The organism is Flavobacterium sp. GQ95 (assembly GCF_059758655.1).
Map to the genome: position 1 here is coordinate 202,949 of NZ_JCAXEB010000010.1, position 24,128 is coordinate 227,076.

Here is a 24,128-nt window from a genome sequence, read left to right on the forward strand (position 1 = left end):
AGAGTTTAAATTCCAACTAAAATTAAACAATTTATCTATACGTTTTTGTAAAGTGTTAAAAATAAGCACGTAACTGAATATTTCCTGTGTGAACAGTTGCGCCAGCCTCACTTTTACGCCCCTGATAATTTAAATTCACATCCAGAAACTGTGTGATATTTTTCTGCAAGAGCAATTTCCATACTAAGTTTTGTCCGGCTTGAAGTCCTTCCAGCATTTGAAAACCGACGGATGAAAATTCATTTCCGTCAAATTTATTTTCATAGAAAGAAAACTCTCCGTTTAGGGTGACTTTTTTTTCACCGGCATAAGAAAATGATGTTCCAAGTCGGTTTTGACGTAAAGTCTCTAAATTTCCAATTTGATTTTCTTTGTTCTGAAATTCATAAAAGAAATCTAAACTGGTATTCTTTGAAAATAAATAACTGATTTTTGGCGCAATTTGATAACCCTTTAAATCGTAATTTTTCTCCACAAAATCTTCTGAAACTAAATCGGTTTTGATGGTTTTGGTAAAGAAGTTAAACAACCAGCTTTTTTGATATAGATGAGTATATTGTAATTGATGGGAGTTGTTTGTGACCGTTTGCGAACCAACCGAAAGCAGGTTTTTTCCTTTATTAACAAGGTAAGAATAGGTAACAGAATGTTTCTGTTTTCCACGATTATAAAATAAACTGTTCCTGAAACTCGAATTTAATCCCAAAATATTTTCTTCAGAGGAAGCAAACGGATTCAGTTCTAATCGTTCGCCTTCACTTTTTACTTTTCGATCCATTATAAAGGACGTCTGATTGTAAAAATAAGAAACAAACTTTTTAAAACCTTTTTCATTTTGCCATTGCAAAGGATTCAAGGCAACTGACTGTGAAAACTTATTTTGATTGGTTTTGATGTAAACCTGATTCGGTAAAAATATCCTGATGAATCTAGCCTGATCAGAATATTGGGCAATTTCAAATTCTTCTAATTCCTGAATACCATTGCCGTTATAATCGTTCCAGGTATAAACGCCTTGCCCCGTTGGAACTTCAATATAAGTGAATTCCTGTTGCGCAATAGTTCCTGAACTCGTTTCGTAAGCAGTTCCAAGTTGCATTAATTGATTAAAAAAACGGTCAGTGTATAAAATTCTTGAATTTAGTGATGGTTCGTTTTTTCTAGAAGTGTCTGTGAAATCTAAAGTTCTGTAACTTGCATAAACAGCTAAATCTGTTTTTTTGTTCTGAATCAATTTTGATCTAAAAAAGTAGGTTTGCGAATTGTTTACATGTTGTAATAATCCGTTTTGTAAACTGTCGTTACGACGTTGCAGAAATCCGAGTTCGATAAAGACTTTTGTACTGTCTCCGCGACCAACGAAAGCGCCATATTCTGAAAATCTTTGGCTCAGGGCCGAAAACTGATTGGTAACTTTATCTTTTTCCTGATTGTCTTCAATTTGAAAACTTGCACCAATCCAGTTTTTTCCAAAATGATATTTAGTTCGCGCCTGATTTCGAATAAATTTCGAAGTTGAGGTTGTAGCGTCACTATTTAAAAAGCTACCCTGATTTTCAATCGTCCATTTTTTTAATTTGAAAAAGGCAGTTGTAGTATGTCGCGCTCCCGAGTAACTTTCGGTATAATCTAATTTCTCAAATTGATAAGTAAATAAACCAATGTTTGCCGTTTTCTTTTTAGCAAACAAATTAAAATTTAAACCTGTTACAAAAAGACTTTGATTGCCAAAAAGTGTAGTGTTTAAATTCCAGTCGCGGTTAAATTCAATATTATACAAACGCTCCACAGATCTGAAATCTTCCTGAACAAATTGATAATTGGCAAATCCGTCTAAAGTCCAGCTTCGGGTAAAAAGTCGTTTTTTGATATTGGTTTTCAAAGCAATTCCATTATTATTGGCGTCATCAATATTCGAAAACAAATTTTTATCATTGCTGCTCATTGCAATTTCAAAATCAACAGCCGTTTTTTCGTTAGGATTGTATTTTCCTAAAAAAGTGGCAACCTGAATTTTTATGGGTGCTACCAATTGAACGATAGGTTCATAATTTCCTTGTGGAATGCCATTTATCGGAGCAATATATTCGAAAATTCGTTCTACCGTATTGCTGTTTTGAATGATGTAGTTTCCGAGATTATTCCCTACAAGGCTAAATTTTACATTGTACAAAACTTCATTGGGATCGTTTGAATATTCATAAACTTCAACCGAATTAAGAATCGTTTTTTTATACAAAATTTTGTTGTCGGCATATTTGTCGACGTAAGCAGACGGCGCAGTCATTAAAGTTGGATCATCTCCGGCCTGACTTAAAACCTGTACCTGATCTGTCGAAAGATTTTGTTGTAAAGGCTGATTTTTTAAATCGTTTTCAGAATATAAATAACCGCCAAAACTCCAGTTTTTGTTTTCGTGTGTGGCGCCAGCGTAGGTAACTAATCGATTATAATTTCGTTCGGAATATTGATATTCAACATTAATTCTCATTTCAGAAGTAATTGTAAAAAGAGAGGTAAACACAATTTCACCCGCGTTGTAATCAATCACATAATCATTATTTTCACCACGTTTCAGCAAAACACCATTAACGTACACCCTTTCTGAACCCGAAATAACCAAAACATACAATTCACCATTTTGGCCTTTTAACTTATAGGGACCCTGATTACCTTCCTGTCCGGTAAAAGTACTTTTGGCATATTGTCCCTTTACAAAGGCGACCGATGCAAAAACATTGGTTTTACTTTCGTCTGTCCCAAAATTAAAACTCGTTGAAAGACCCTGAACCTTTTTATTGAAACTTAAAAATTGCGTTTTTCTATTTTCTAAAAAAACATCTCCTGCACGAATGTTCCAGTCATCGCTAAAAAGTTCCATGAATATATTATCGAACTGATCCAGTTTTTGAGAATATCCGCCATCCTGCAACGGAATATTACTATCCTGAAGCGAGGCCCGCAAACTAACTTTATCCGATATTTTTCCGGTAATCTGAAGATCCAGATTTGAATTTAAAACGGTGTTTTGATTGTTTCCAACAGTCACGCCACGCGTAATACTTCCGGAAGTATTTAAGCCATCAAACGGTGTGACTTTTTTCGTGTTTTGATTTTCTATCTTATATAGTTTCTCCGTACCAACATCATTACTTACAACCTGACTTTCTTTGTATAGGCCATACTCTTTAGTTAGAAAATCGGGATATTTTAGATAATTGACAATTAAAGTGTCAGAGCCTAAATTGAATTTTTCGTTTAAAAGTAAAGTTCCTTTTTGGAAATCGATTTTATAAAAGGCTGAATCGACAGGTTCGTTTTTTGTATTTAAAAGCTGAAAATAACTAGAGTTGATACTGAATTTTTCCAGATGAATGGTATCGCGGGTTGCAATTACTTTTTTGGTTTTGTACGCTGATTCTGTTTCTTGGGCATGAAGTCCAGAAAACCAGAAGATAACCGTTAAAAACAGTAATTTTTTCAACATAAATACTTTAACTCTAAAAAGCCAAAAGTAGTATTTATAATTGGGAAATACGGGGTGGTAAATTTTAGTTTTATTAGCTAATAAGTACGATTACAGCCGTATTTGGCAAATTTTATAAAAATGACTATAACAGCAATTAATAATGAAATTGTAATTATGATAGTAATATTTTGAAATTTTATTCTCAGCTTACGTCAATCTTTTTTTTAGCTTTGTCCTGATAAAATAAACTTAAATCATGGATACAGGCAAAGAACTTTTATTTTTTTTTAGTGCTTTGGGAGTTTTCAACGGAATTATTTTGGGAGTTTATTTCTTCTTCTTTACCAAGAAAAAATACCTGACCAATTATTTCCTGGGAGCGCTTTTATTCGCATTAAGCATACGAATTGGGAAATCTGTATTTGTATACTTTGATTCGGCTTTGCCAAAAATGTATTTGCAATTTGGGCTTACGGCTTGTTTTTTTATTGGTCCTTGTTTGTATTATTTTCTTAAATCGGCAATTGAAGAAATCAATATAATGCCGAAATCGTGGAAATTCACACTTTTATTTTGGGCGATACTTATTATTACTACTGGCGTTATCTTTCCTTATGAATATTACCCAAAACTTTGGGGTGGTTATTTTATAAGAATTATTTATTTGCAATGGTTTGTTTACATTGTTTTTTCAGGTTTTGCAATCAAAGATATATTGGTAAAAATTATCAGCAGAAAACACAAAGCAACTCCGGCAGAAACGTGGTTTGGAATGCTTTTTCTTGGGAATTTTTTATTATTTCTTTTTTATTTTCTGTCAATAATGGGAGCGCCGGGAGCAACTTATATAAGTGGAGCAGTAGTTTTTTCTTTTATTCTGTATTTAATTATTTCGATTCTTTTGTACCGAAAAAAGACAGATGATTTGTTTCTTTTGAATAATCAGAAGTATTCAGGCAAGAAAATAGATTTGGCAGAAGCGGTAATTTTATCTCAAAAACTGGAAAATGTAATGAATGAGAAAAGTTTATATAAAAACCCAAATTTAAGCTTGCAGGACTTATCACAGGAACTCAATATTTCAAGCCACCAATTGTCACAGTTTTTAAATAATAATCTGAATAAGAATTTTACCAGTTTTGTGAATGAATTCAGGATAAATGAAGCTTGCAAAATTATTACATCAAATGATAAATTTACGTTAGAAGCTGTAGGTTATGATGTTGGTTTTAATTCTAAATCGACTTTCTTTTCAGCCTTTAAAAAACATACCGGAACAACGCCGCTAAATTACCAACTCCAGGCTTTACAAGTATAAAACGAAGTGTGAATTTATAAATTCGTACTCCTGATTTCTCTTTTGGTTACCTCATTTTGCGATTAAGAATTGACTTTTGTTTCAAGTAAAGTCAAATTTATAATCGCTAAAATTTATGAAATTCCAGGTTTCAGTTATCTTCTCTCTTTATTTGTTTTTGTATTCTACAGAAGCAAATGCACAAACAACACAAACTACTTCGGATAAGGTTGTCAATAAGAATAATGAATTAGATGAGGTTGTCATTAAAAAACAGACAGCATTAGTAAAATATTCTTCAAACGGAACAATCGAAGTAAATGTGGCCAATACATTGCTTTCGACAAGTAGTTCTGTAAATGAATTATTAGGAAGGGTACCAAATGTGATTGTTGCTGAAGGGCAAATTAGTGTACTCGGAAAAGGAGAAGCAATAATTTATCTTAACGGAATATTGATTAATTACGAAAGGTTTGCTGCAATCCCAGTTTCGCAAATCTCGAAAATTGAAGTAATTTCAAATCCGTCGTCAAAATATGATGCCGAAGGAAAAGCCGTAATCAATATTATTACGAAAAGAAATATCGAAAACGGAATTATGGGAACCGCAACGCAGCAGGCAACTGTTTCAGAATTTGCCGGAACGAGCACGAATACACTTCTCGATTTTAATTATACCAAAGGAAAGTTTTCTTTTATAACCAATTACGGTTTGCAGTTAGGGAAAGGGAGAGAGTTATTGTACACGACAAGAACACGGCCAAATCCTGACGAATTTATGAGATCAGAATTGACAACAGACTGGAAACGTCGGTTTAATAATTACTCTAATTTCGGGTTTGGATTGCAATATGCTTTTTCTGAAAAGAATTACATTTCACTTGCTTACAGCGGTAATATTGAAGATTTAGACGGAGTTGTTGAAAGTCGAAATGCAATCGAAAATAATTCAGGGAATAGCTTTTATGCCACTGATATTGATAAAAATGATGTTTTGTTAAATCAGTTTGTGAATTTAAATTACAATGCAATAACGGATAAAAGAGGGACGTCATTATTTATTGGATCGCAATATTCTAATTATAACGGAACCATCAGAGATTTTATTGATGAAAATGGTTTGGTAAATGACGTTTTTACACAAAAGTATCTTAAGAATAATGTTGGTAATACTATAAATATAATTGCCACTCAGGTTGATTATTCAAAAAAAATTAAAGTAGACACCAGACTAGAAACAGGAGCTAAGTATAGCTATGCGACCATAAAATCAACTACAGATTTTTTGATTGCAGCTGCAGCTGATATGAACTTTGAGTTTGATGATCAACTATCGAGCGATTTTAAATACGAGGAACGTATTGGTGCAGCCTATTTTAACTACGGAAGTTCAATTGGTAGTAAGTTTGATTTTTCTGTAGGTGCAAGAGGCGAATGGACAAAATATAATTTGTACACGAATGCAAACGGGATTCAAAAATTTGAGAAAAGTTACGGGAATCTTTTCCCAAACGTACTTTTAAACATGAATTTTTCTGAAGATTGGAAAGCTCATTTTTCGTATGTCTCAAGAATTACAAGACCACGATATCAGGCACTAAATCCGTATGTTATTTATCAGGATCCATTTACAACCATCGAAGGAAATCCTGATTTACTTCCGGAAAAAATTCATGCATTTGAAATTGGCACAATGTATAAAAAGTTTGATTTTAAAATAGGATATACTTATAAGATTGACCCTATTTCTGGAGCAGCTTTACGGGGAGATACTCCAAACAGTTATATTTTACGATCATTAAATCTTGATAAGGGACATGTCTTTTTTACTTCTCTTTCAAGATCTTTTAATGTAAAATGGTGGAATTCTACTAATACCGTAAGTATGAACGTGACCAAATCTGTAGACAATTTTTATTCGTTTGAAATGGGACAGGTTAGGCTCCAGATTTATTTATACTCGAATAATACATTTACGATTCCGAATCTTTTTAAGCTGCAGCTCCTTGCCTGGTATTTAGGAAACAGAAGTTATGGGTTGGGAAGTGATAACAGCCGTTCAACAGTAACATTAGGAATCGAGAGAAATTTTTTCAAGGATGCTTTAAAGCTAAATTTTACTGCAAATGATATTTTTCACGACTTTATGGTTTCGGGAGATTATAATGTTGGACAAACTCAAATATATTATCATAGAACTTATACAACTAACTATTTTAAGTTTATCGCAACTTATAGTTTTGGGAATTCAAAGAAAACAAATTACAAGAAATCAGAATTAGAACAAACTGAAAATAATAGAGCAAGATAGAAAGTAAAAAAGGCTTCACGTATTTGTGAAGCCTTCTTGAAATATGTTTGAATTTGAATAATTAACTTTTCTAAAGTATTAGTTTAGCTCTTTAGTAACAATCTGCATCGTTTCGCGGCTTACTTGTTTCAATAAAACTTCCTTGTTTTCTTCGACAGTATGTGCAGCATTTTCTGTAAAGTGACGAATTGTGTATAAAGTTACATGTTCGTTATAATCAACTTTGAATTTTTTCGAAAGTATCGCGTTCAATTCATTGAAATTCTCAAATTTATCTTCCACACAAACAGAAAAACTAATCGCCGAATTCTGAATTAAATTCACTTTTATTTTGAATTCATGAAACAAAGCAAAAATCTCACTGATATTTTCTTCCATAATGAAAGAGAAATCTATAGATGAAAGCGAAATTAAAAGCTGATTTCTTTTTACGATGAAACAAGGATATTGTGGTTCAAGATCAACACCTTTAGAAACGCAGGTTCCTTTTAATAATGGGTTGATAAATGATTTTACGTATAAAGGAATTTCTTTTTTCTGTAAAGGCTGTAATGTTTTTGGGTGAATTACCGTTGCACCGTAAAAAGCCAATTCAATAGCTTCACGATATGAGATTTGGTTTAACAAACTCGCATTTTCAAAATAGCGCGGATCAGCATTCATAACTCCCGGAACATCTTTCCAGATCGTTACACTCTCGGCATTTAAGCAATAAGCAAAAATCCCTGCAGTATAATCAGAACCCTCGCGACCTAAGGTGGTTGTGAAATTATTTTCATCGGCACCTAAAAATCCTTGCGTGATATTTAATTGTTTTCTTGGAACATTTTTACTGATAAGTTGTTGCGTAGTTTCCCAATCCACTTCTGCATCTCTGTAATTTGCATTAGTTTTGATGAAATTACGAACGTCCAGCCATTGGGTTTTAATGCCCATGAAATTCATGAAATGACTTAGGATTGTAGTCGAAATCAATTCTCCAAAACTTACAATCTGATCGTAAACAAAATTGTAATTTGGAGATTTATTATGTGCCAAAAAGTATTCTAATTCAGAGAATTGATCTTTTACAGCAGCAAAAACAGCATGTTTTTCATCCTCAAACAAATCTAATAATATTTGATTGTGATATTTCTTGATTTCCTGTACAGACGAATTCAACTCTGCCGATTTATCAAAATAATTCTTGATCACAACTTCAAGAGCATTTGTGGTTTTTCCCATTGCCGAAACCACCAAAATTACATCTTCATACCCCACTTTTTGTAAAACGTCATAAACGTTTTTAATTCCATCTGCATCTTTTACTGATGCTCCTCCAAATTTAAATACTCTCATTTTTAATTTTGTATATGCTGTTCTTTTTAATTTTTAATCTGTTTATTTATAGTTTTTCGAGAAACGAATTAATTCCGGTTTCATCCATCTGAACCACTTGCCAGTCTTCAAGAATTCTTGCGCCTGAATTCTTGTAAAAGTTAACTGCCGGTGTATTCCAGTCTAAAACGTTCCATTCAATTCTTCTCACATTATCTCTTTTTCCTTGTTGCATAATTTCAGCATAAAGTGCAGATCCTAAACCTGTACCACGCATTTTTTCTTTTACAATTAAGTCTTCAAGATGTATTGTTTTTCCTTTCCAGGTTGAGTAACGGTAATAGTATAATGCGATTCCAACAATTTCTTTCTGTTTTTCATCATTTTCAATTTCTGCTACAAACACATGAAATAATGGTTTTTCACCAAAACCATCACGCACTAAATCTTCTTCGGTTATTACAACTGCTTCTGGTTCTTTTTCGAATATTGCCAACTCCTGTATCAATCCTAAAACTGATTTCATGTCTTCATGATTCCCTTTTCTAATATTCATATTTATAAAATTTATCTTTTGTACTATAATAGAGTATTTACCATTCTCTGAACGTGTTTATTTACGTAAACCTTTTCTTAAGGGCAATTTCTATATTCTTATTATTAAGTGTTTATTAGCTAAAAAAGTGTGTTTTTACTACGTGCTTTGTGCCTTTAATTAGCAAATATACAATAGTAGCAAACTAACAAAATAATTTTTAAATCATTCTCACAAAATAAGCGATATTTGTGACTTAAAATTAAAACTATAACGATATAGCAATGGAAGAACGCAATAAAACACTGGGAGAGTTTATTATTGAGAACCAAAAAGCATTTCAGTATTCGTCGGGGGAGCTTTCCCGAATTATCAACTCTATACGTTTGGCAGCAAAGGTTGTCAACTATAAAGTAAACAAGGCTGGATTAGTCGATATTATTGGCGCCGCTGGCGAGCAAAATATTCAGGGCGAAGACCAGCAAAAATTAGATGTGTATGCCAACGAAGTATTTATTCAGACGTTAATAAACCGTGAGATTGTCTGTGGAATTGCTTCAGAAGAAAACGACGATTTTATAACTGTTCAGGGGAGCGACAACAGTCATAATAATAAGTACGTGATCTTAATGGATCCGCTTGACGGATCTTCAAACATTGATGTGAATGTTTCTTTGGGAACTATTTTTTCTGTTTTTAGAAGAATAACGCCAATTGGAACTCCGGTAACAAGCGAGGATTTTTTACAACCGGGAATCAATCAGGTAGCAGCAGGTTATGTAATTTATGGAACTTCAACAATGTTAGTTTATACAACCGGACATGGCGTAAATGGTTTTACATTGAATCCGGCAATCGGAACATTTTATCTTTCACATCCAAATATGCAATTTCCAAAAGACGGGCATATTTATTCTGTAAACGAAGGAAATTATGTTCATTTTCCGCAAGGAGTGAAAAATTACATTAAATATTGTCAGCGTGAAGAAGATGACCGACCTTATACTTCAAGATACATTGGAAGTTTGGTTTCTGATTTTCATCGAAATATGATCAAAGGCGGGATTTATATTTATCCAACAAGTTCAAAAGCACCAAAAGGAAAGTTACGTTTATTATATGAATGTAATCCGATGGCATTTATTGCTGAACAAGCTGGAGGAAAAGCAACAGATGGTTTTGGAAGAATTATGGAAATCCAGCCTACAGAATTGCATCAAAGAGTTCCGTTTTTCTGCGGAAGTTATAATATGGTTGAAAAAGCTGAGGAATTTATGGCAGAAGCTTTATAGTTTTCAGTCTCAGTCACAGTTTTCAGTTTTATATTGAAACTAAAAAATAAAACCCGACACGTTTATAAAACGGTCGGGTTTATTTTTGAAGTTCAAACAGTCACTGAAAACTGTGACTGAGACTGAAACTTTCTTATTTGTTCATGTTTTCCATTTCGAAAAGGAAAGTATCCAAATCTACTTTTTTGTCAACTAAAGACAATGCTTTTCTAATAATATGATTTACGTTTCCTGGTGTAAATCCTAAAGCTAATCCCATACGGGTTAACATCACTTCTTGTTGGTCACCCAAATGATGGTCTACGTGAACCATTCTTGCTAAATCATACAAACGCTCTAAACGCTGCGCATATAAATAAGGTGGATTTATAGAATGTTGCCACGGATCTATAAGGATTTCCTTGTATTCTTCTTCTGAAATTTCTAATCTTGAAGCTAATTTGTCCAAGAAAGCTTTTTCTTCGTCATTAATTTTTCCGTCAGCATAAGCTACACGAACAATGGCAGAGAAATGACCTCTGTTTCTTTGTTTGAATTCGTTATCAAATAATTCTGAAAATGGCATAATTAATAGGGTTTTTTATTGAACAAAGATAAATCTTATTTTAATTTAACATTTTAAATTTCTCATAAAATTTAACTTATTTTTCTGCGTTGATTTAATATCGGGGTTTCTTTCATTTTCAAAATAAATCGTAAGTTTACATCCCCTTAATCAATTAATACCATTACCCCTATGTCAGAATTTTGGATTTATTTTCAGATAGGATTAAAACACGTTTTAGATATCCACGCTTATGATCACGTTCTTTTTTTAATCGCTTTAACGATTCCGTATTTGTTTAAAGACTGGAAACGCATTTTGCTTTTGGTTTCTCTTTTTACAATCGGCCATACGTTGGCTTTGCTGCTTTCTGTCTTTGGAATTATTACTATAAAAGTAAATATAGTCGAATTTTTAATTCCGATTACCATTTTAATAACAGCAGTATATCATCTTTTTACAGCTGGAAAAGCAACTAAAAATGAAGGTGTAAATTTAATTTTTATGGTGACGCTGTTTTTCGGAATCATACACGGACTTGGTTTTTCGAACTATTTTAAAACTATTTTAGGTGGTTCGCCAAGCTCAAAATTACTACCTTTAGGCGAATTTGCATTAGGAATTGAAGTAGCGCAGTTAATTGTGGTTTTTGTGGTTTTGATATTATCCTATATTGTGCAAACCGTGTTTCGTTTTTCTAAACGCGATTGGGCACTTGTAATGTCGGCTTTTATTATCGGAGTTGTGATTCCGATGATTATTGAAAGCCCAATTTGGAACAGATAAAATAAATGGACTTAAAAAAAATAAATAAGTACGATAAAGCGTACCTTCGTATAGCAAAGGAATGGGGCGCACTCTCTTACTGCAAACGCAAACAGGTAGGTGCCATTATCGTAAAAGACCGAATGATTATTTCTGACGGTTATAACGGAACACCATCCGGATTTGAAAATTGCTGCGAAGACGAAGAAGGATTGACCCGTTGGGAAGTTTTACATGCCGAAGCAAATGCAATTCTAAAAGTGGCCAGATCAACACAATCTTGTGAAGGTGCCACTTTATATATTACACTTTCACCCTGCAAAGAATGTAGCAAATTAATACATCAATCGGGGATCAGGAGAGTGGTTTACCAAAACGGATATCGCGATGATTCCGGAATTCAATTTTTATTAAAAGCAGGTGTCGAAGTCGAACATATTCCTGTTTTAGAAGAGTAAATGAAATTTAATTCGAAATATTTGCCAATCGTGATCGGAGCGACTTTTGCTCTCGGAACTGTCCTCGGAAGCCTGATGAATGCTCCCGTTGATGACGGTCTTTTGGCTAAAAATTACTCCAAAACAAAACTCAATAAACTGATTGATTTTATCAATAATGAATATGTCGACAGTATCAATACAGATTCAATTGTAAATCTTACAGTGGATAATATTTTATCCAAATTAGATCCACATTCTGTTTACATTCCGCCAAGCGAACAGGCAGAAGTGGCTGAAAGCATGAAAGGTGATTTCGTTGGAATCGGAATCAATTTTTATATGTATAAAGATTCGGTTGCGATTATAAAACCAATTGAAAACGGACCTTCGGCGAAAGCCGGAATAAAATCCGGAGACCGAATTTTATTTGCCGGAAAGACAAAATTATTTGGCAGAAAATTACCTTCGGATAGTTTGTTCTCCAAATTAAAAGGTTTGCAGGGTTCTGAAATAGAATTGACGGTTTTTAGAAAATCGGAACAAAAGAAACTGAAATTTAAAGTAAAACGAGATGTTATTCCGATAAAAAGTGTCGATGCTTCTTTATTGCTTGGAAATAATACAGGTTACATCAAAATCAATCGTTTTGCTGAAACGACTTTTAATGAATTCAAAACCGGTTTAACAAGATTAAAACAAAGCGGAATTCAATCACTTGTAATTGATCTTCGTGACAACGGCGGTGGTTATATGGAAGAAGCGGTGGCTATTGCTGATGAATTTTTAAAGGACAAACAATTAATCGTTTTCACCAAAAATAAAAACGGAACAACAGAGAAAACATACGCAACAAAAGCCGGAAGTTTTGAAACCGGAAAAGTATATGTTTTGATTAATGAAAACAGTGCATCTGCAAGTGAAATTCTGGCAGGAGCATTACAAGATAATGATCGCGGAATTATTGTAGGGCGCCGTTCTTTCGGAAAAGGTTTAGTGCAACGCGAAATGGATTTCAACGACGGATCTGCAGTACGATTAACAGTGGCGAGATATTATACGCCAACAGGAAGATCAATTCAAAAACCTTATAAAAAAGGAAACGAAGAATATTTTAAAGAATCAGAATCTCGTATAAAATCTGGTGAGCTTTATGCTAAAGACAGTATTAAAGTAGCCGATTCGTTAAAATTTAAAACACCAAAAGGCAAAATCGTATACGGTGGCGGCGGAATTGTTCCCGATGTTTTTGTTCCGATGGAAGCAGAGCACGGAAATGAAAATGTTGGATATTTACTTCAAACCGGGGTAGTAGGACATTTTGTTTTTGAAGAATTAGATAAAAACCGAAAAGCTTTTACGGGACTTAAATTTAATGCCTTTTTGACCGAAATGAAAAACTCGGATGTCTATTTCAAGAAATTCAAAAACTATATTTTCATGACAGGCTTAGATTTGAAATTAGACAAAACCAAAGCTTTAGTGAATCGTTATATCACTGCTGAATTTGCCAGACAATTGTACGGTGAAATCTATTACTATGATGTGATTTTGAAAGAAGATGCTATGATTAAAGCAGTTCAGAATCCGAAAAAATAACGCAGAAACCTTTTAAGATGAAAACAGAAGACGTTGTAAATGCCGAGATTGAACTTTTGACAGCTATTAAAAATGCTAATGTTTCGGTTTTAGAAAAAATCCTTCATGACGATTTGCTTTTCAATTTACCCGACGGAAATACAATTACGAAAGAATTTGATTTGGCTTCCTATCGATCTGGAAAAATGAAAGTTGACACACTTGAAGCTTCAGATCAAATTATAAATCTAATTGGTGATACGGCTGTGGTTGCAGTTACAGTTTCATTAAAAGGATCATTTGATAATAATCCTATAAATGGTGCTCTTCGGTACATCAGGGTCTGGAAACAATTTGACGAAAGTTTAAAAGTGATTGCGGGAAGCTGCATTCAATTACAATAAAATAATTAATAATAATTTAAATATAACTTAGCGAACTTTGCGTAGAACCTTGCGAGCTTTGCGGTTAAATACACAATCATGAAAAATTTAAAAAAAGTAAGTATCCTTGTAGTTTTAATGACTTTTATAATTTCCTGCACCAGTATGAAAGATTCTAAAAGCAATACAGTAACAGGAAAAGTAGATTCAATAGAAGCTGGAAAAGACGGTTATACCGCTAAAATTTCTACAGCTGCGAAAGAAGTATATTTTGCAACTATCAGCATTGTAAATGTTGGCGGGCCGCAAAACTACAAACAATTAAAAATTGGAGATAATGTTTCTGTAAAAGGAGAAATCTGGAAAACAGATGATGAAAAACATATCAAAGTGACTGAGATTGTTTCAGTAAAATAGAACCAAGCATAAATTTTAAACCATATAAGTTATATAAGTTCATTTAATCTATGCGCAAAGCATTTACTTAACTTATATAACTTATATAACTTATATGGTTTAATGATTTTATAGCGTTTTATCGAATACTATCGTGAGAATGGGTCTGAACACCATTATTCCATAAAGTCAGAATATCGGTAGCCACAGCGGCGCGGCTTCCTGCAGCAATCGCTAATTGACTTCTCCAGCCTGCTAAAGTTCCAATAACATAAATGCCATCGGCTACTTTATGATCGTCGTTTTTAAGCTGAATACGTTGTTTTTCGGGAAGTGCTTTTTTGTGCGGTTCAACATAGTGCATTAAACCTTCAATGTCGAAAGTATTGGCAGAACCAATTCCGATAACAATATTTTTAGTTTTGTACGAGTTTTTGTTTGTTATAACAGTAAATTCAGGATAAGAACCTTCTACTTTAATTACTTTCTCGTTTGGGATTTGAGCAATATGCGGATAGGTCATGGCTAAATCCTGAGTACTTTCTACAAGTAGTTCAGAACCTAATTTACCTGGTGTTATTCCGTATGCATTATAGAAGATTGCTTCCTGTAAAGAAGAATTCTTTTGATGGGTAAAGATTCCGATTTTTTTATCGGTAACAAAAGCTTTGTTTTTGGCAGAACCTAAAACGAGAGCACAAGACATGCCTGATACGCCTCCGCCAATAATTAGAACGTCAAACATAAAATTATCTGTTGTCGTGCATTTTTTCTTCAATTCTTTTTGAAATTCTAAAAATCAAAAGAATCAATACTGCGCAAAATGCTGCTGCGATTCCAATAAGCGCGACACCGCTATCTCCCTGAAAAGGGTTTTTGAAGTCTAATTGCGTAATATTAAAAACAATTAAAGCTAATGCTAAAAGCACTAAGATTGAAGTAAAGATTTTCATAGGGTTGTTTGTTTGTCTAAAAATTAAACTAAAACTTTTAAGTATATATGTAATATGTTAAAAGTTCTATTTTAGAAATTTTATGGGGTAAATTTATAAAAATATCCGTTAGACGAACAAACCTTTAACATTAGCAGCGAATAATTTAACAGCAATTGCTAAAAGTATGACTCCAAATGTCTTGCGTACTACGCCAAGTCCGTTTTCTCCTAATAAATTTTCTATTTTTTTTGATGATTTCAAAACGATATATACTAAGATAATATTCAATAAAATGGCAATGATAATATTGATCGTATGAAATTGAGATCGAAGTGAAAGTAAAGTCGTCATTGTTCCCGCTCCTGCAATCAGAGGAAAAGCCAACGGAACAATAGAAGCCGATCCGGGTTCTTCGTCGCGGTAGATTCTGATTCCCAAAATCATTTCTAAAGCCAGAAAAAATAATACAAAAGAACCGGCAACGGCAAAAGAATGCACATCAATTCCGATAAGATTTAGTAAACCTTCTCCAACGAAAAGAAAAACAATCATAATTAGTCCCGCTACAATCGAAGCTTTTTCAGATTCAATATGTCCAACTTTTGCTCTTAAATTGACAATAATCGGAATAGATCCTACAATATCAATTACAGCAAAAAGTACCATTCCAACAGTAATAATTTCTTTAAAGTCGATTTCTAACATATTACTTTGATTTTAAGGGTTTGAAATTTTTTGCAAAGGTAGATAATAAAGATAGGTGTTTTTTGAATACGGCGCATTATTGTTATAAAAACACGTTTTATGTTCGTAAAAAGTGATATTTGTAACAAATGATAATTTAACCGCAAAGATCCGCAAAGATTTACGCAAAGTTCGCAAGGATAAAAACTGACAAAGCTTTGCGAACTTGGCATATCCCGATAGCTATCGGGACTGCGTCCTTTGCGGTTAAATATTTAGAGTGTTTTATCTGCTTTCTTTGACTATCTTTGCACTTTATAAATTACAGTACTTTATTATCATGTTTCAATTAGGGAAAACCATTATTTCAGAAGATATTCTTGAAAAAGAATTTGTGTGCAACTTGTCAGCTTGTAAAGGAGCCTGCTGTGTTGACGGAGATGCCGGTGCGCCTTTAAGCGAAGCTGAGACTAAAATTCTGGAAGAAATTTACCCAAAAGTAAAACCATTTTTACGAAAAGAAGGAATTGCAGCGATTGAAGCACATGGAGCCTGGGTAAAAGGAACTGATGGTGATCTTGAAACACCATTAATTGATGAGAAAGATTGCGCTTACGTTATTTTTGACGGAAAAACCGCCCTTTGTGGAATTGAGCAAGCTTACAATCAGGGAATCGTAGATTGGAAAAAACCAGTTTCTTGTCATTTATATCCAATCCGTGTGAAAGACTTTACGGAGTTTGCCGCGGTGAATTATGATAAATGGGATATTTGCGATGATGCCTGTTCTTTAGGAAAAGAATTGGAAGTTCCTGTGTATAAATTTGTGAAAGAAGCTTTGATTCGCCGCTTTGGTGAAGACTGGTATATGGAGCTCGAAAAAGTAGCGGAAGAGCTTAAAAATTCTTAATAAAATAAGTGTTCTAATTACATCTTTTCGAGGATATATTTTAACTCAAAAAATAAAGTTTTAACTCAAAAAAAACTTTTTAAAAACAATTAGAATTTCTTGCTTTTTATTCTAAAAAGTCTATATTTTACAGGGACTTTAGGTATAGGTGACTATATTAAATGTCTCATTTACAAATATTTAATTATTGTCTGAAAAATATCTCATTTTTCCTGCGTTGTTAAAAACTACATCGAATTGTGAATAAGTTTGGCTTTCATTTTTGGCTACAAATGACAATCTTTGTAATCGTTCTGAATAAGTAAAAATTCAGCATAAAAATTAAATAAAACTGTCATGTCACAAGTCGAACCAATATTACAAGAAAATAAAAATCGTTTCGTTATTTTTCCTATCAAACATCATGATATTTGGGAATGGTACAAAAAGATGGAAGCTAGTTTTTGGACTGCGGAAGAAATCGACTTACACCAGGATTTGACAGACTGGAATAATAAATTAAGTGACGACGAAAGATATTTCATCAAACATATTTTAGCATTCTTTGCTGCATCTGATGGAATCGTAAACGAAAATCTTGCTGAGAACTTTGTAAATGAGGTACAATATGCTGAAGCGAAGTTTTTCTACGGATTTCAAATCATGATGGAGAACATTCATAGTGAAACGTATTCCTTATTAATTGATACTTACGTGAAAGATGAAGCCGAAAAAGCAGAATTGTTTAATGCTTTGGAAGTTTTTCCTGCTATTAGAAAAAAAGCAGACTGGGCTTTAAAATGGATCGAATCTGATTCATTTGCTGAAAGACTAATTGCTTTTGCTGCTGTTGAAGGTATTTTCTTCTCTGGTGCTTTCTGTTCTATTTATTGGTTGAAAAAACGTGGTTTAATGCCAGGTTTAACTTTCTCTAACGAGTTGATTTCTCGTGACGAAGGCGTACATTGTGATTTTGCAGTTCACCTGCATAATCATCACTTGATTAACAAAGTTCCAAAAGAAAGAATCAAAGAAATCATCGTTGATGCTTTGGATATTGAGAGAGAATTCGTAACAGAATCTCTTCCGGTAAGTTTAATTGGAATGAATGCTGTTCTAATGACGCAATATCTGGAATTTGTTGCCGATAGATTATTGGTAGAATTAGGTTGTGAGCGTGTGTATGGATCAGCCAATCCGTTTGATTTCATGGACATGATCTCTCTTCAGGGAAAAACTAACTTCTTTGAAAAACGTGTTGCCGAGTATCAAAAATCTGGTGTGATGAACACCGACAGTGATGCTCAGAAAATTTCATTTGACGCAGATTTTTAGACAACAAAATATTTTAGCGATCCCAAAAACGCTAAAAGAATAAAATCATTTTTTTAAGATTGAATCTCTTTCCCAAATCGTGGATTCAATGACAATTTTTAATGGGTTTAAATTCATATTTCGAATTTGAAGCGGATAACTATTGAGAATCCTGCAATTCTCAAAAAATAATTTAAAAACACGCAATGTTTAAGTGCTGGAATTCGTTTTCTAGTGTCTTTCATTATTTCAATAACAATAAAATAGTAAGCTTATGTATGTAGTAAAAAGAGATGGCCACAAAGAGCCCGTAATGTTTGATAAGATTACAGAAAGAATCAAAAAGTTGTGTTACGGCTTGAATGAACTTGTAGATCCTGTTAAGGTAGCCATGAGAGTTATCGAGGGATTGTATGATGGGGTTTCTACTTCTGAACTGGATAATCTTGCGGCAGAAACGGCGGCTTCTATGACTATTGCGCATCCTGATTATGCTCAATTAGCAGCGCGTGTGGCAATTTCAAACCTACATTCAAATACAAAAAAATCTTTCTCAGAAACGATGAAAGATATGTATCACTACGTAAATCCAAGAAATGGACAGGAAGCGCCATTACTTTCGGATGAAGTATTTAACGTGATCCAGGAAAACTCCGCATTCTTAGATTCTCATATCATTTATACAAGAGATTTCAATTACGATTACTTTGGTTTCAAAACTTTAGAGCGTTCGTATTTGCTTAAAATAAACGGGAAAATCGTAGAAAGACCACAACATATGTTGATGCGTGTTTCGGTTGGTATTCACTTAGACGATTTAAAATCGGTAATTGAAACTTACGATTTAATGTCTAAAAAGTTCTTTACGCACGCAACGCCAACGTTGTTTAATGCCGGAACTCCAAAACCTCAAATGTCTTCTTGTTTCCTTTTGGCAATGCAGGATGATAGTATTGACGGTATTTACGATACTTTAAAACAAACGGCTAAAATCTCGCAATCAGCGGGAGGAATTGGTCTTTCTATTCATAATGTTCGTGCAACCGGATCTTACATTCGCGGTACAAACGGAACTTCAAACGGAATTGTTCCGATGTTGAGAGTTTTTAATGATACGGCTCGTTACGTAGATCAGGGTGGTGGAAAACGTAAAGGTAGCTTTGCGATTTACATCGAAACCTGGCATGCTGATATCTTTGAATTTTTGGATTTAAAGAAAAATACAGGAAAAGAAGAAATGCGTGCGAGAGATTTATTCTTCGCAATGTGGACTTCAGATTTATTCATGAAACGTGTTCAGGAAGACGCTAGTTGGACATTAATGTGTCCGAATGAATGTCCTGGATTATACGATGTGTACGGAGAAGAATTCGAAACCATGTATTTGGATTACGAATTTAGAGGGAAAGGTAGAAAAACCATTCGTGCACGTGAATTATGGGAAAAAATCCTTGAATCACAAATCGAAACAGGAACGCCTTATATGTTGTACAAAGATGCAGCAAACCGTAAATCGAACCACAAGAATTTAGGAACAATTCGTTCTTCTAACTTGTGTACTGAGATTATGGAGTACACTTCTAAAGATGAAATCGCGGTTTGTAACCTGGCTTCTATTTCGTTGCCGATGTTCATTGAAAACGGAAAATTTGATCACCAGGCACTTTACAATGTTACAAAACGTGTAACGCGTAATTTGAACAAAGTAATCGATAGAAACTATTATCCGGTAAAAGAAGCTGAAAACTCTAACATGCGTCACCGTCCGGTTGGATTAGGAGTGCAAGGTTTGGCTGATGCTTTCATTATGTTGCGTTTACCGTTTACAAGCGATGAAGCTAAAGTATTAAACCAGGAGATTTTCGAAACTTTATACTTCGCAGCTGTAACCGCATCTATGGAAATGGCGAAAGAAGAAGGACCATATTCTACATTTGAAGGTTCTCCAATGTCTAAAGGAGAATTCCAATACAACATGTGGGGAATGAAAGATGAAGAATTATCAGGCCGTTGGGACTGGGCTTCATTAAGAAAAGAAGTAATGGAACACGGAGTTCGTAACTCATTATTAGTTGCTCCAATGCCAACTGCTTCGACTTCTCAAATTCTTGGAAACAACGAAGCTTTCGAACCTTATACATCAAACATTTACACACGTCGTGTATTGTCTGGAGAGTTCATCGTAGTAAACAAACATTTGCTTCATGATTTAGTAGAAAGAGGTTTGTGGAATGAGACTTTGAAACAAGAAATCATGCGTCACAACGGATCTGTTCAAAATATTGATGTGATTCCGCAAGACTTAAAAGAATTATACAAAACGGTTTGGGAAATGTCGATGAAAGATATTATTGATATGTCTCGTCAGAGAGGTTATTTCATTGACCAATCACAATCACTGAACTTGTTCATGCAAGATGCTAACTATTCTAAACTTACGTCAATGCACTTTTACGCTTGGCAATCAGGTTTAAAAACTGGAATGTATTATTTGAGAACGAAATCAGCAGTTGATGCGATTAAATTCACATTAAACAACGATAAAAAAGAAGAAACAGCACCAGCTTTAGTTGCAGAAACTGAAGAGATCAATATTGAGGAATATAAAGCGATGTTGCTAAAAGCACAAGCTGCAGGTCCTGAAGATTGTGAGATGTGTGGGTCTTAATTTCTTTTTTAGAAGAAAGATAATAGAGTAAAGAGAAAAGATTTATTCTTTTTAATAAGAAAGCAGTTATTGTAATGATAGCTGTTTTTTTATACACATTTCAATAAATATAAGAAAATACTTATATTTATAAAAAAATATTTATATGAAAATTACAATTGAAAGTTACAGTAAAATTGCAAAACAGCTAAAGGAAGAATATCCAAAATTTTCGGATTTTGAAATTTTATCTCTAGCAATTCAATTAGAGAGAAATCAAATTTTAGAAAATGGTTTGGTGGTTAGTTCATCTGATAAATATCCAGTTGGCTTAGAAGCAATAGCTATTGCTTTAGGTTTTGAAGGAAATAAATCAGATATTACTATTACTGATGCTTTGCGAGATATAGCAAACAAATAATTTTTGTATATCATTCTAATGAGAAATTGTCATAAAGTAGTTTAACATAGCCCGTGGTTTCAACCATGGGAACACAATGCATTTCCCCTATATGTCTCCCGTGATTGAAACCACGGGCTATGTTTGATTATGATTGTTGAATATAAAATAAAACAATATCCTCAAAAATTCCCCGTTCTAAATTACTACCAAAGACTTTTTAAAATCTTAGCACCTTAGCATCTAAGAACCTCAGAACCTTTCTCAAATTAAACCTTTAAGTGAAAGTCAAGTCTTATTTCTAAACAATTCCTGCGTTATGAAAAAAAGCAATCTTTGGTCGTTACGATTGGGTTTTTCCGGTAAAGAAGCCGATAAAATTGAAAAACTAGGGTTAGAAAAATTTCTAAAACATTCCTATGATTCAAAATTTGACATGCAGCTTCCTGCTTTTTTAGATGACGATCCCAAAACACTTCTCGAACTTAAAGCATTGCGAGAATCCATAAAAACTGCCGATACTGAATTCAAAAAGAAGATTCTGAAAAAGGAAATCTATTCGAATGTAGAATTAAAGAAATGGTGGATTTCTAAAATGCGGAATGATGAATTTCCGTTACGCGAGAATATGGTTTGTTTTTGGCACAATCATTTCGTTTCTACTTCCCAAAAAGTAAAAGTCAATTATTGGATTTATCAGCATAACATGATTTTACGCGAACATGCTTTTGGTAATTTCAAGGAATTAACGAAGCAAATTGTAAAGTCTAATGCAATGGTGAAATACTTAGATAATGTCGATAATAAAAAAGGCAAATACAACGAAAACCTAAGCCGTGAATTATTGGAACTATTTACAATCGGAATTGGGAATTATTCTGAAAGTGATATCAAAGAAGGAGCAAGAGCTTTAGCCGGATTAAATTATGGAGATGATGGTGCCGTTTACAGAAAAAACATAGAAGATAATAGTGATAAAACGTATTTTGGGAAAACCGGAAACTGGAAAGCCGACGATTTGGTGGATATTATTTTTGAGCAGAAACAGATCCCGTATTTAATTACCCGAAAAATTCTAAAATGGTTTGTTTACGATAATCCGCCAGAAGATTTAATTACCTATTATGGAGATTATTTCAGAAAAGTAAAATTTGAAATTCAACCGTTGCTGACAAAAATTTTTACAGAAGAATATAAAAAAGAGAATTCAGGATCTAAGATCAAAAATCCATTAGTCTATATTTTACAACTTTTAGAAGAATTGCATATTGATGATTTGGATGACGCCATGATAATGTTTTTCCTAAAACAACAAGGAATGGATTTCTACAATCAAATCAATGTGAAAGGTTGGGACGGAGGAAATTCCTGGCTGACTTCGCAAATTTACCTGCAACGCAATAATACTTCAGATTTGCTTTGCAGCGGAAGAAGCATCACCAGAAGAGTTTTGAATACAATGAATTCTGAGGATGAAAAACCAAAAACAGAATTCGAAAAAATTGATGTGAAAATTGATTTTGATTCCGATGGAAATAACAAAACCATTATCACTGAATTGTCAAACAGATTGTTATTTAAAGTAAACGATTCCATGCAAAAAGATATGGAAAATTTACTGAAATACGATTTTGATCCAAAAGACCCACATGCCAATTTTGCGGTTGCCAGACTCTTTAATTACATCACGAAATTGCCGGAATATCAGTTGATTTAAAAACTTGACATTATGAACAGAAGAAATTTTCTAACATTAACGGGAACATTCACAGGCGGATTGCTTGTGCTTCCTGATTTATTGCATGCTTTTGGTTCACAAAATAATCTGATAACCGGCGAGCAATGTATTGTTTTTGTACAATTGAACGGAGGAAATGACGGACTGAATACTTTTATTCCGTACGACAATCCGTTGTATTATGATTTGAGAACCAAAATCGCTCTGAATAAAGATGTTGTTATTGGTAAAAATAAAGGAATGGCATTTCATCCTTCGCTCAAAGATTTTGCTCAAATGCAGCAGAATGGAGATTTAACCGTAATTCAGAATGTGGGATATCCGGAACCCATTCGCTCGCATTTTCGTAGTCAGGAAATTTGGCAAACCGCAGCCGATTCTAATAAATATATAAACGAAGGCTGGCTGGGAAGATATTTAGATTTGCAATGTAATGGCCACCAGGCCACGGCGGGAATTAATTTGGATTCGATAGATAATTTGGCTTTAAAAGGAGTTGAACCCAATTCGATCACTGTTAAAGATCCAAACCGATTTAAAGTGAAATCAGATAAGGACGAAAATGTAACATTGTCTGATAATCCACAATTGGATTTTGTTCGAAAAATCGCAAATTCAGTAACAGAAGGTTCTGATGAAATCCAGAAAGCATTGGCAAAATCAAAAACAGAAATCAGTTATCCAAAAACTGGATTATCTAAAAACCTCGAATGGATTGCCCGATTGATAAAAGGAAATCTGAATTCAAAAGTATATTATACTTCACTTGGAGGTTTTGACACGCATGATAATCAGCTTGCCATTCACGAAAGAAAACTAACGGATTTGAATGATGCGTTGTACAGCTTTTATCAGGATTTAAAACAAGCGCAATTGATGCAAAATGTTACTGTTGTTGTATTCTCTGAATTTGGAAGAAGAGTAAAAGACAACGGAAATGGTACCGACCACGGAACTGCAGCGCCAATGTTTATTATAGGTGGAAATAATAAAGGAACGATTTTAGGTAATAATCCAAATTTAGCCGACTTAGATAATGGTGATTTAAAACATGAAATTGATTTCAGAAGCGTTTATGCCTCTTTATTAAAAGAAAAAATGAATTTTGATTATTCTAAAATTGGGATTAGGAATAAACCGGTTTCTGGGTTATTTTAAAAATGAAGAAATTAAATCTCTTAGTATTTTTTTTGTTGA

Annotated in this window: 21 protein-coding genes; 14 read left to right on the forward strand and 7 right to left on the reverse strand. The window is 33.6% G+C overall.

All coding sequences use genetic code 11. From position 1 onward, the window contains the following. Positions 1 to 55: 55 nt before the first annotated feature. Positions 56 to 3,487: a DUF8818 domain-containing protein gene (locus tag AC6CH4_RS19165; RefSeq protein ID WP_498105782.1), complete on the reverse strand. Its 3,432-nt coding sequence runs from the start codon at positions 3,485 to 3,487 to the stop codon at positions 56 to 58. A 238-nt stretch (positions 3,488 to 3,725) separates the two neighbouring features. On the opposite strand from AC6CH4_RS19165, the gene AC6CH4_RS19170 reads away from it, so the two are divergent. Together AC6CH4_RS19170 and AC6CH4_RS19175 are read left to right on the forward strand one after the other, a co-directional pair. Beyond that, on the forward strand, positions 3,726 to 4,787 hold the full coding sequence (locus tag AC6CH4_RS19170) for a helix-turn-helix domain-containing protein (RefSeq protein ID WP_498105784.1): 1,062 nt from the start codon (positions 3,726 to 3,728) through the stop codon (positions 4,785 to 4,787). 115 nt (positions 4,788 to 4,902) lie between these two features. Further along, positions 4,903 to 7,077, forward strand: coding sequence for a TonB-dependent receptor domain-containing protein (locus AC6CH4_RS19175; RefSeq protein ID WP_498105786.1), 2,175 nt, complete (start codon positions 4,903 to 4,905; stop codon positions 7,075 to 7,077). Positions 7,078 to 7,155: 78 nt separating this feature from the next. Here the strand turns inward: AC6CH4_RS19175 and AC6CH4_RS19180 are convergent, their stop codons facing one another. After that, positions 7,156 to 8,415 (reverse strand): aspartate kinase, encoded by a 1,260-nt coding sequence (locus AC6CH4_RS19180; protein ID WP_498105788.1) that lies wholly within the window; start codon positions 8,413 to 8,415, stop codon positions 7,156 to 7,158. Between the two features lie 46 nt (positions 8,416 to 8,461). Next, positions 8,462 to 8,950, reverse strand: a complete 489-nt coding sequence (locus AC6CH4_RS19185; RefSeq protein WP_498105790.1) for a GNAT family N-acetyltransferase — start codon at positions 8,948 to 8,950, stop codon at positions 8,462 to 8,464. Between the two features lie 263 nt (positions 8,951 to 9,213). On the opposite strand from AC6CH4_RS19185, the gene fbp reads away from it, so the two are divergent. Further along, a complete protein-coding gene (fbp, locus tag AC6CH4_RS19190; protein ID WP_498105792.1) occupies positions 9,214 to 10,221 on the forward strand; it encodes a class 1 fructose-bisphosphatase in 1,008 nt (335 codons plus the stop codon). A 133-nt stretch (positions 10,222 to 10,354) separates the two neighbouring features. Here fbp and AC6CH4_RS19195 read toward each other — a convergent pair whose 3' ends face one another. Continuing rightward, the gene (locus AC6CH4_RS19195) at positions 10,355 to 10,786 is read right to left on the reverse strand and encodes a TerB family tellurite resistance protein (protein ID WP_498105793.1); all 432 of its coding nucleotides are present in this window, start codon (positions 10,784 to 10,786) and stop codon (positions 10,355 to 10,357) included. A gap of 171 nt (positions 10,787 to 10,957) precedes the next feature. On the opposite strand from AC6CH4_RS19195, the gene AC6CH4_RS19200 reads away from it, so the two are divergent. From AC6CH4_RS19200 to AC6CH4_RS19220, 5 genes are all read left to right on the forward strand, one after another. After that, entirely contained in the window at positions 10,958 to 11,551 is a 594-nt protein-coding gene (locus AC6CH4_RS19200; protein WP_498105795.1) for a HupE/UreJ family protein, read from the forward strand. A gap of 5 nt (positions 11,552 to 11,556) precedes the next feature. Next, positions 11,557 to 11,988, forward strand: a complete 432-nt coding sequence (locus AC6CH4_RS19205) for a deoxycytidylate deaminase (RefSeq protein ID WP_498105797.1) — start codon at positions 11,557 to 11,559, stop codon at positions 11,986 to 11,988. Further along, positions 11,989 to 13,566: a S41 family peptidase gene (locus tag AC6CH4_RS19210; protein WP_498105799.1), complete on the forward strand. Its 1,578-nt coding sequence runs from the start codon at positions 11,989 to 11,991 to the stop codon at positions 13,564 to 13,566. It begins immediately after the preceding gene. Positions 13,567 to 13,583: 17 nt separating this feature from the next. Then, complete coding sequence (locus AC6CH4_RS19215) at positions 13,584 to 13,949, forward strand: nuclear transport factor 2 family protein (RefSeq protein ID WP_498105801.1); 366 nt, start codon at positions 13,584 to 13,586, stop codon at positions 13,947 to 13,949. 78 nt (positions 13,950 to 14,027) lie between these two features. Further along, positions 14,028 to 14,345, forward strand: coding sequence for a hypothetical protein (locus AC6CH4_RS19220; RefSeq protein ID WP_498105803.1), 318 nt, complete (start codon positions 14,028 to 14,030; stop codon positions 14,343 to 14,345). Between the two features lie 118 nt (positions 14,346 to 14,463). On the opposite strand, the gene AC6CH4_RS19225 is transcribed toward AC6CH4_RS19220, so the two are convergent. The 3 genes from AC6CH4_RS19225 to AC6CH4_RS19235 all read right to left on the reverse strand — a co-directional run bounded on the left by AC6CH4_RS19225 (position 14,464) and on the right by AC6CH4_RS19235 (position 15,964). Then, the gene (locus tag AC6CH4_RS19225) at positions 14,464 to 15,069 is read right to left on the reverse strand and encodes an FAD-dependent oxidoreductase (RefSeq protein ID WP_498105805.1); all 606 of its coding nucleotides are present in this window, start codon (positions 15,067 to 15,069) and stop codon (positions 14,464 to 14,466) included. A 4-nt stretch (positions 15,070 to 15,073) separates the two neighbouring features. Continuing rightward, the gene (locus AC6CH4_RS19230; RefSeq protein ID WP_056187321.1) at positions 15,074 to 15,277 is read right to left on the reverse strand and encodes a hypothetical protein; all 204 of its coding nucleotides are present in this window, start codon (positions 15,275 to 15,277) and stop codon (positions 15,074 to 15,076) included. Between the two features lie 108 nt (positions 15,278 to 15,385). Next, positions 15,386 to 15,964, reverse strand: coding sequence for a MarC family protein (locus tag AC6CH4_RS19235; RefSeq protein WP_056187324.1), 579 nt, complete (start codon positions 15,962 to 15,964; stop codon positions 15,386 to 15,388). Positions 15,965 to 16,283: 319 nt separating this feature from the next. Here AC6CH4_RS19235 and AC6CH4_RS19240 point away from each other — a divergent pair, with 319 nt between their 5' ends. The 6 genes from AC6CH4_RS19240 to AC6CH4_RS19265 all read left to right on the forward strand — a co-directional run bounded on the left by AC6CH4_RS19240 (position 16,284) and on the right by AC6CH4_RS19265 (position 24,089). Then, positions 16,284 to 16,853 carry a DUF3109 family protein gene (locus AC6CH4_RS19240; protein WP_498105807.1) on the forward strand — a complete coding sequence of 190 codons (570 nt, stop codon included), beginning with the start codon at positions 16,284 to 16,286 and terminating at the stop codon, positions 16,851 to 16,853. A 336-nt stretch (positions 16,854 to 17,189) separates the two neighbouring features. After that, positions 17,190 to 18,167 carry a ribonucleotide-diphosphate reductase subunit beta gene (locus AC6CH4_RS19245; protein WP_210668018.1) on the forward strand — a complete coding sequence of 326 codons (978 nt, stop codon included), beginning with the start codon at positions 17,190 to 17,192 and terminating at the stop codon, positions 18,165 to 18,167. Between the two features lie 253 nt (positions 18,168 to 18,420). Beyond that, a complete protein-coding gene (locus AC6CH4_RS19250; RefSeq protein WP_498105809.1) occupies positions 18,421 to 20,814 on the forward strand; it encodes a ribonucleoside-diphosphate reductase subunit alpha in 2,394 nt (797 codons plus the stop codon). A gap of 145 nt (positions 20,815 to 20,959) precedes the next feature. Further along, positions 20,960 to 21,214, forward strand: coding sequence for a histidine kinase (locus AC6CH4_RS19255; RefSeq protein WP_498105811.1), 255 nt, complete (start codon positions 20,960 to 20,962; stop codon positions 21,212 to 21,214). Positions 21,215 to 21,512: 298 nt separating this feature from the next. Beyond that, on the forward strand, positions 21,513 to 22,910 hold the full coding sequence (locus AC6CH4_RS19260) for a DUF1800 domain-containing protein (protein WP_498105813.1): 1,398 nt from the start codon (positions 21,513 to 21,515) through the stop codon (positions 22,908 to 22,910). 12 nt (positions 22,911 to 22,922) lie between these two features. Next, on the forward strand, positions 22,923 to 24,089 hold the full coding sequence (locus AC6CH4_RS19265) for a DUF1501 domain-containing protein (RefSeq protein ID WP_498105815.1): 1,167 nt from the start codon (positions 22,923 to 22,925) through the stop codon (positions 24,087 to 24,089). The last annotated feature ends 39 nt before the right edge of the window (positions 24,090 to 24,128 follow it).

Coding starts and splice junctions, on each gene's coding strand:
- AC6CH4_RS19220 (WP_498105803.1), top strand. CDS start 14,028: ATGAAAAATTTAAAAAAAGTAAGTATCCTTGTAGTTTTAATGACTTTT.
- AC6CH4_RS19200 (WP_498105795.1), top strand. CDS start 10,958: ATGTCAGAATTTTGGATTTATTTTCAGATAGGATTAAAACACGTTTTA.
- AC6CH4_RS19180 (WP_498105788.1), bottom strand. CDS start 8,415: ATGAGAGTATTTAAATTTGGAGGAGCATCAGTAAAAGATGCAGATGGA.
- AC6CH4_RS19245 (WP_210668018.1), top strand. CDS start 17,190: ATGTCACAAGTCGAACCAATATTACAAGAAAATAAAAATCGTTTCGTT.
- AC6CH4_RS19165 (WP_498105782.1), bottom strand. CDS start 3,487: ATGTTGAAAAAATTACTGTTTTTAACGGTTATCTTCTGGTTTTCTGGA.
- AC6CH4_RS19185 (WP_498105790.1), bottom strand. CDS start 8,950: ATGAATATTAGAAAAGGGAATCATGAAGACATGAAATCAGTTTTAGGA.
- AC6CH4_RS19170 (WP_498105784.1), top strand. CDS start 3,726: ATGGATACAGGCAAAGAACTTTTATTTTTTTTTAGTGCTTTGGGAGTT.
- AC6CH4_RS19175 (WP_498105786.1), top strand. CDS start 4,903: ATGAAATTCCAGGTTTCAGTTATCTTCTCTCTTTATTTGTTTTTGTAT.
- AC6CH4_RS19260 (WP_498105813.1), top strand. CDS start 21,513: ATGAAAAAAAGCAATCTTTGGTCGTTACGATTGGGTTTTTCCGGTAAA.
- AC6CH4_RS19235 (WP_056187324.1), bottom strand. CDS start 15,964: ATGTTAGAAATCGACTTTAAAGAAATTATTACTGTTGGAATGGTACTT.
- fbp (WP_498105792.1), top strand. CDS start 9,214: ATGGAAGAACGCAATAAAACACTGGGAGAGTTTATTATTGAGAACCAA.
- AC6CH4_RS19195 (WP_498105793.1), bottom strand. CDS start 10,786: ATGCCATTTTCAGAATTATTTGATAACGAATTCAAACAAAGAAACAGA.
- AC6CH4_RS19225 (WP_498105805.1), bottom strand. CDS start 15,069: ATGTTTGACGTTCTAATTATTGGCGGAGGCGTATCAGGCATGTCTTGT.
- AC6CH4_RS19255 (WP_498105811.1), top strand. CDS start 20,960: ATGAAAATTACAATTGAAAGTTACAGTAAAATTGCAAAACAGCTAAAG.
- AC6CH4_RS19205 (WP_498105797.1), top strand. CDS start 11,557: ATGGACTTAAAAAAAATAAATAAGTACGATAAAGCGTACCTTCGTATA.
- AC6CH4_RS19230 (WP_056187321.1), bottom strand. CDS start 15,277: ATGAAAATCTTTACTTCAATCTTAGTGCTTTTAGCATTAGCTTTAATT.
- AC6CH4_RS19250 (WP_498105809.1), top strand. CDS start 18,421: ATGTATGTAGTAAAAAGAGATGGCCACAAAGAGCCCGTAATGTTTGAT.
- AC6CH4_RS19210 (WP_498105799.1), top strand. CDS start 11,989: ATGAAATTTAATTCGAAATATTTGCCAATCGTGATCGGAGCGACTTTT.
- AC6CH4_RS19265 (WP_498105815.1), top strand. CDS start 22,923: ATGAACAGAAGAAATTTTCTAACATTAACGGGAACATTCACAGGCGGA.
- AC6CH4_RS19240 (WP_498105807.1), top strand. CDS start 16,284: ATGTTTCAATTAGGGAAAACCATTATTTCAGAAGATATTCTTGAAAAA.
- AC6CH4_RS19215 (WP_498105801.1), top strand. CDS start 13,584: ATGAAAACAGAAGACGTTGTAAATGCCGAGATTGAACTTTTGACAGCT.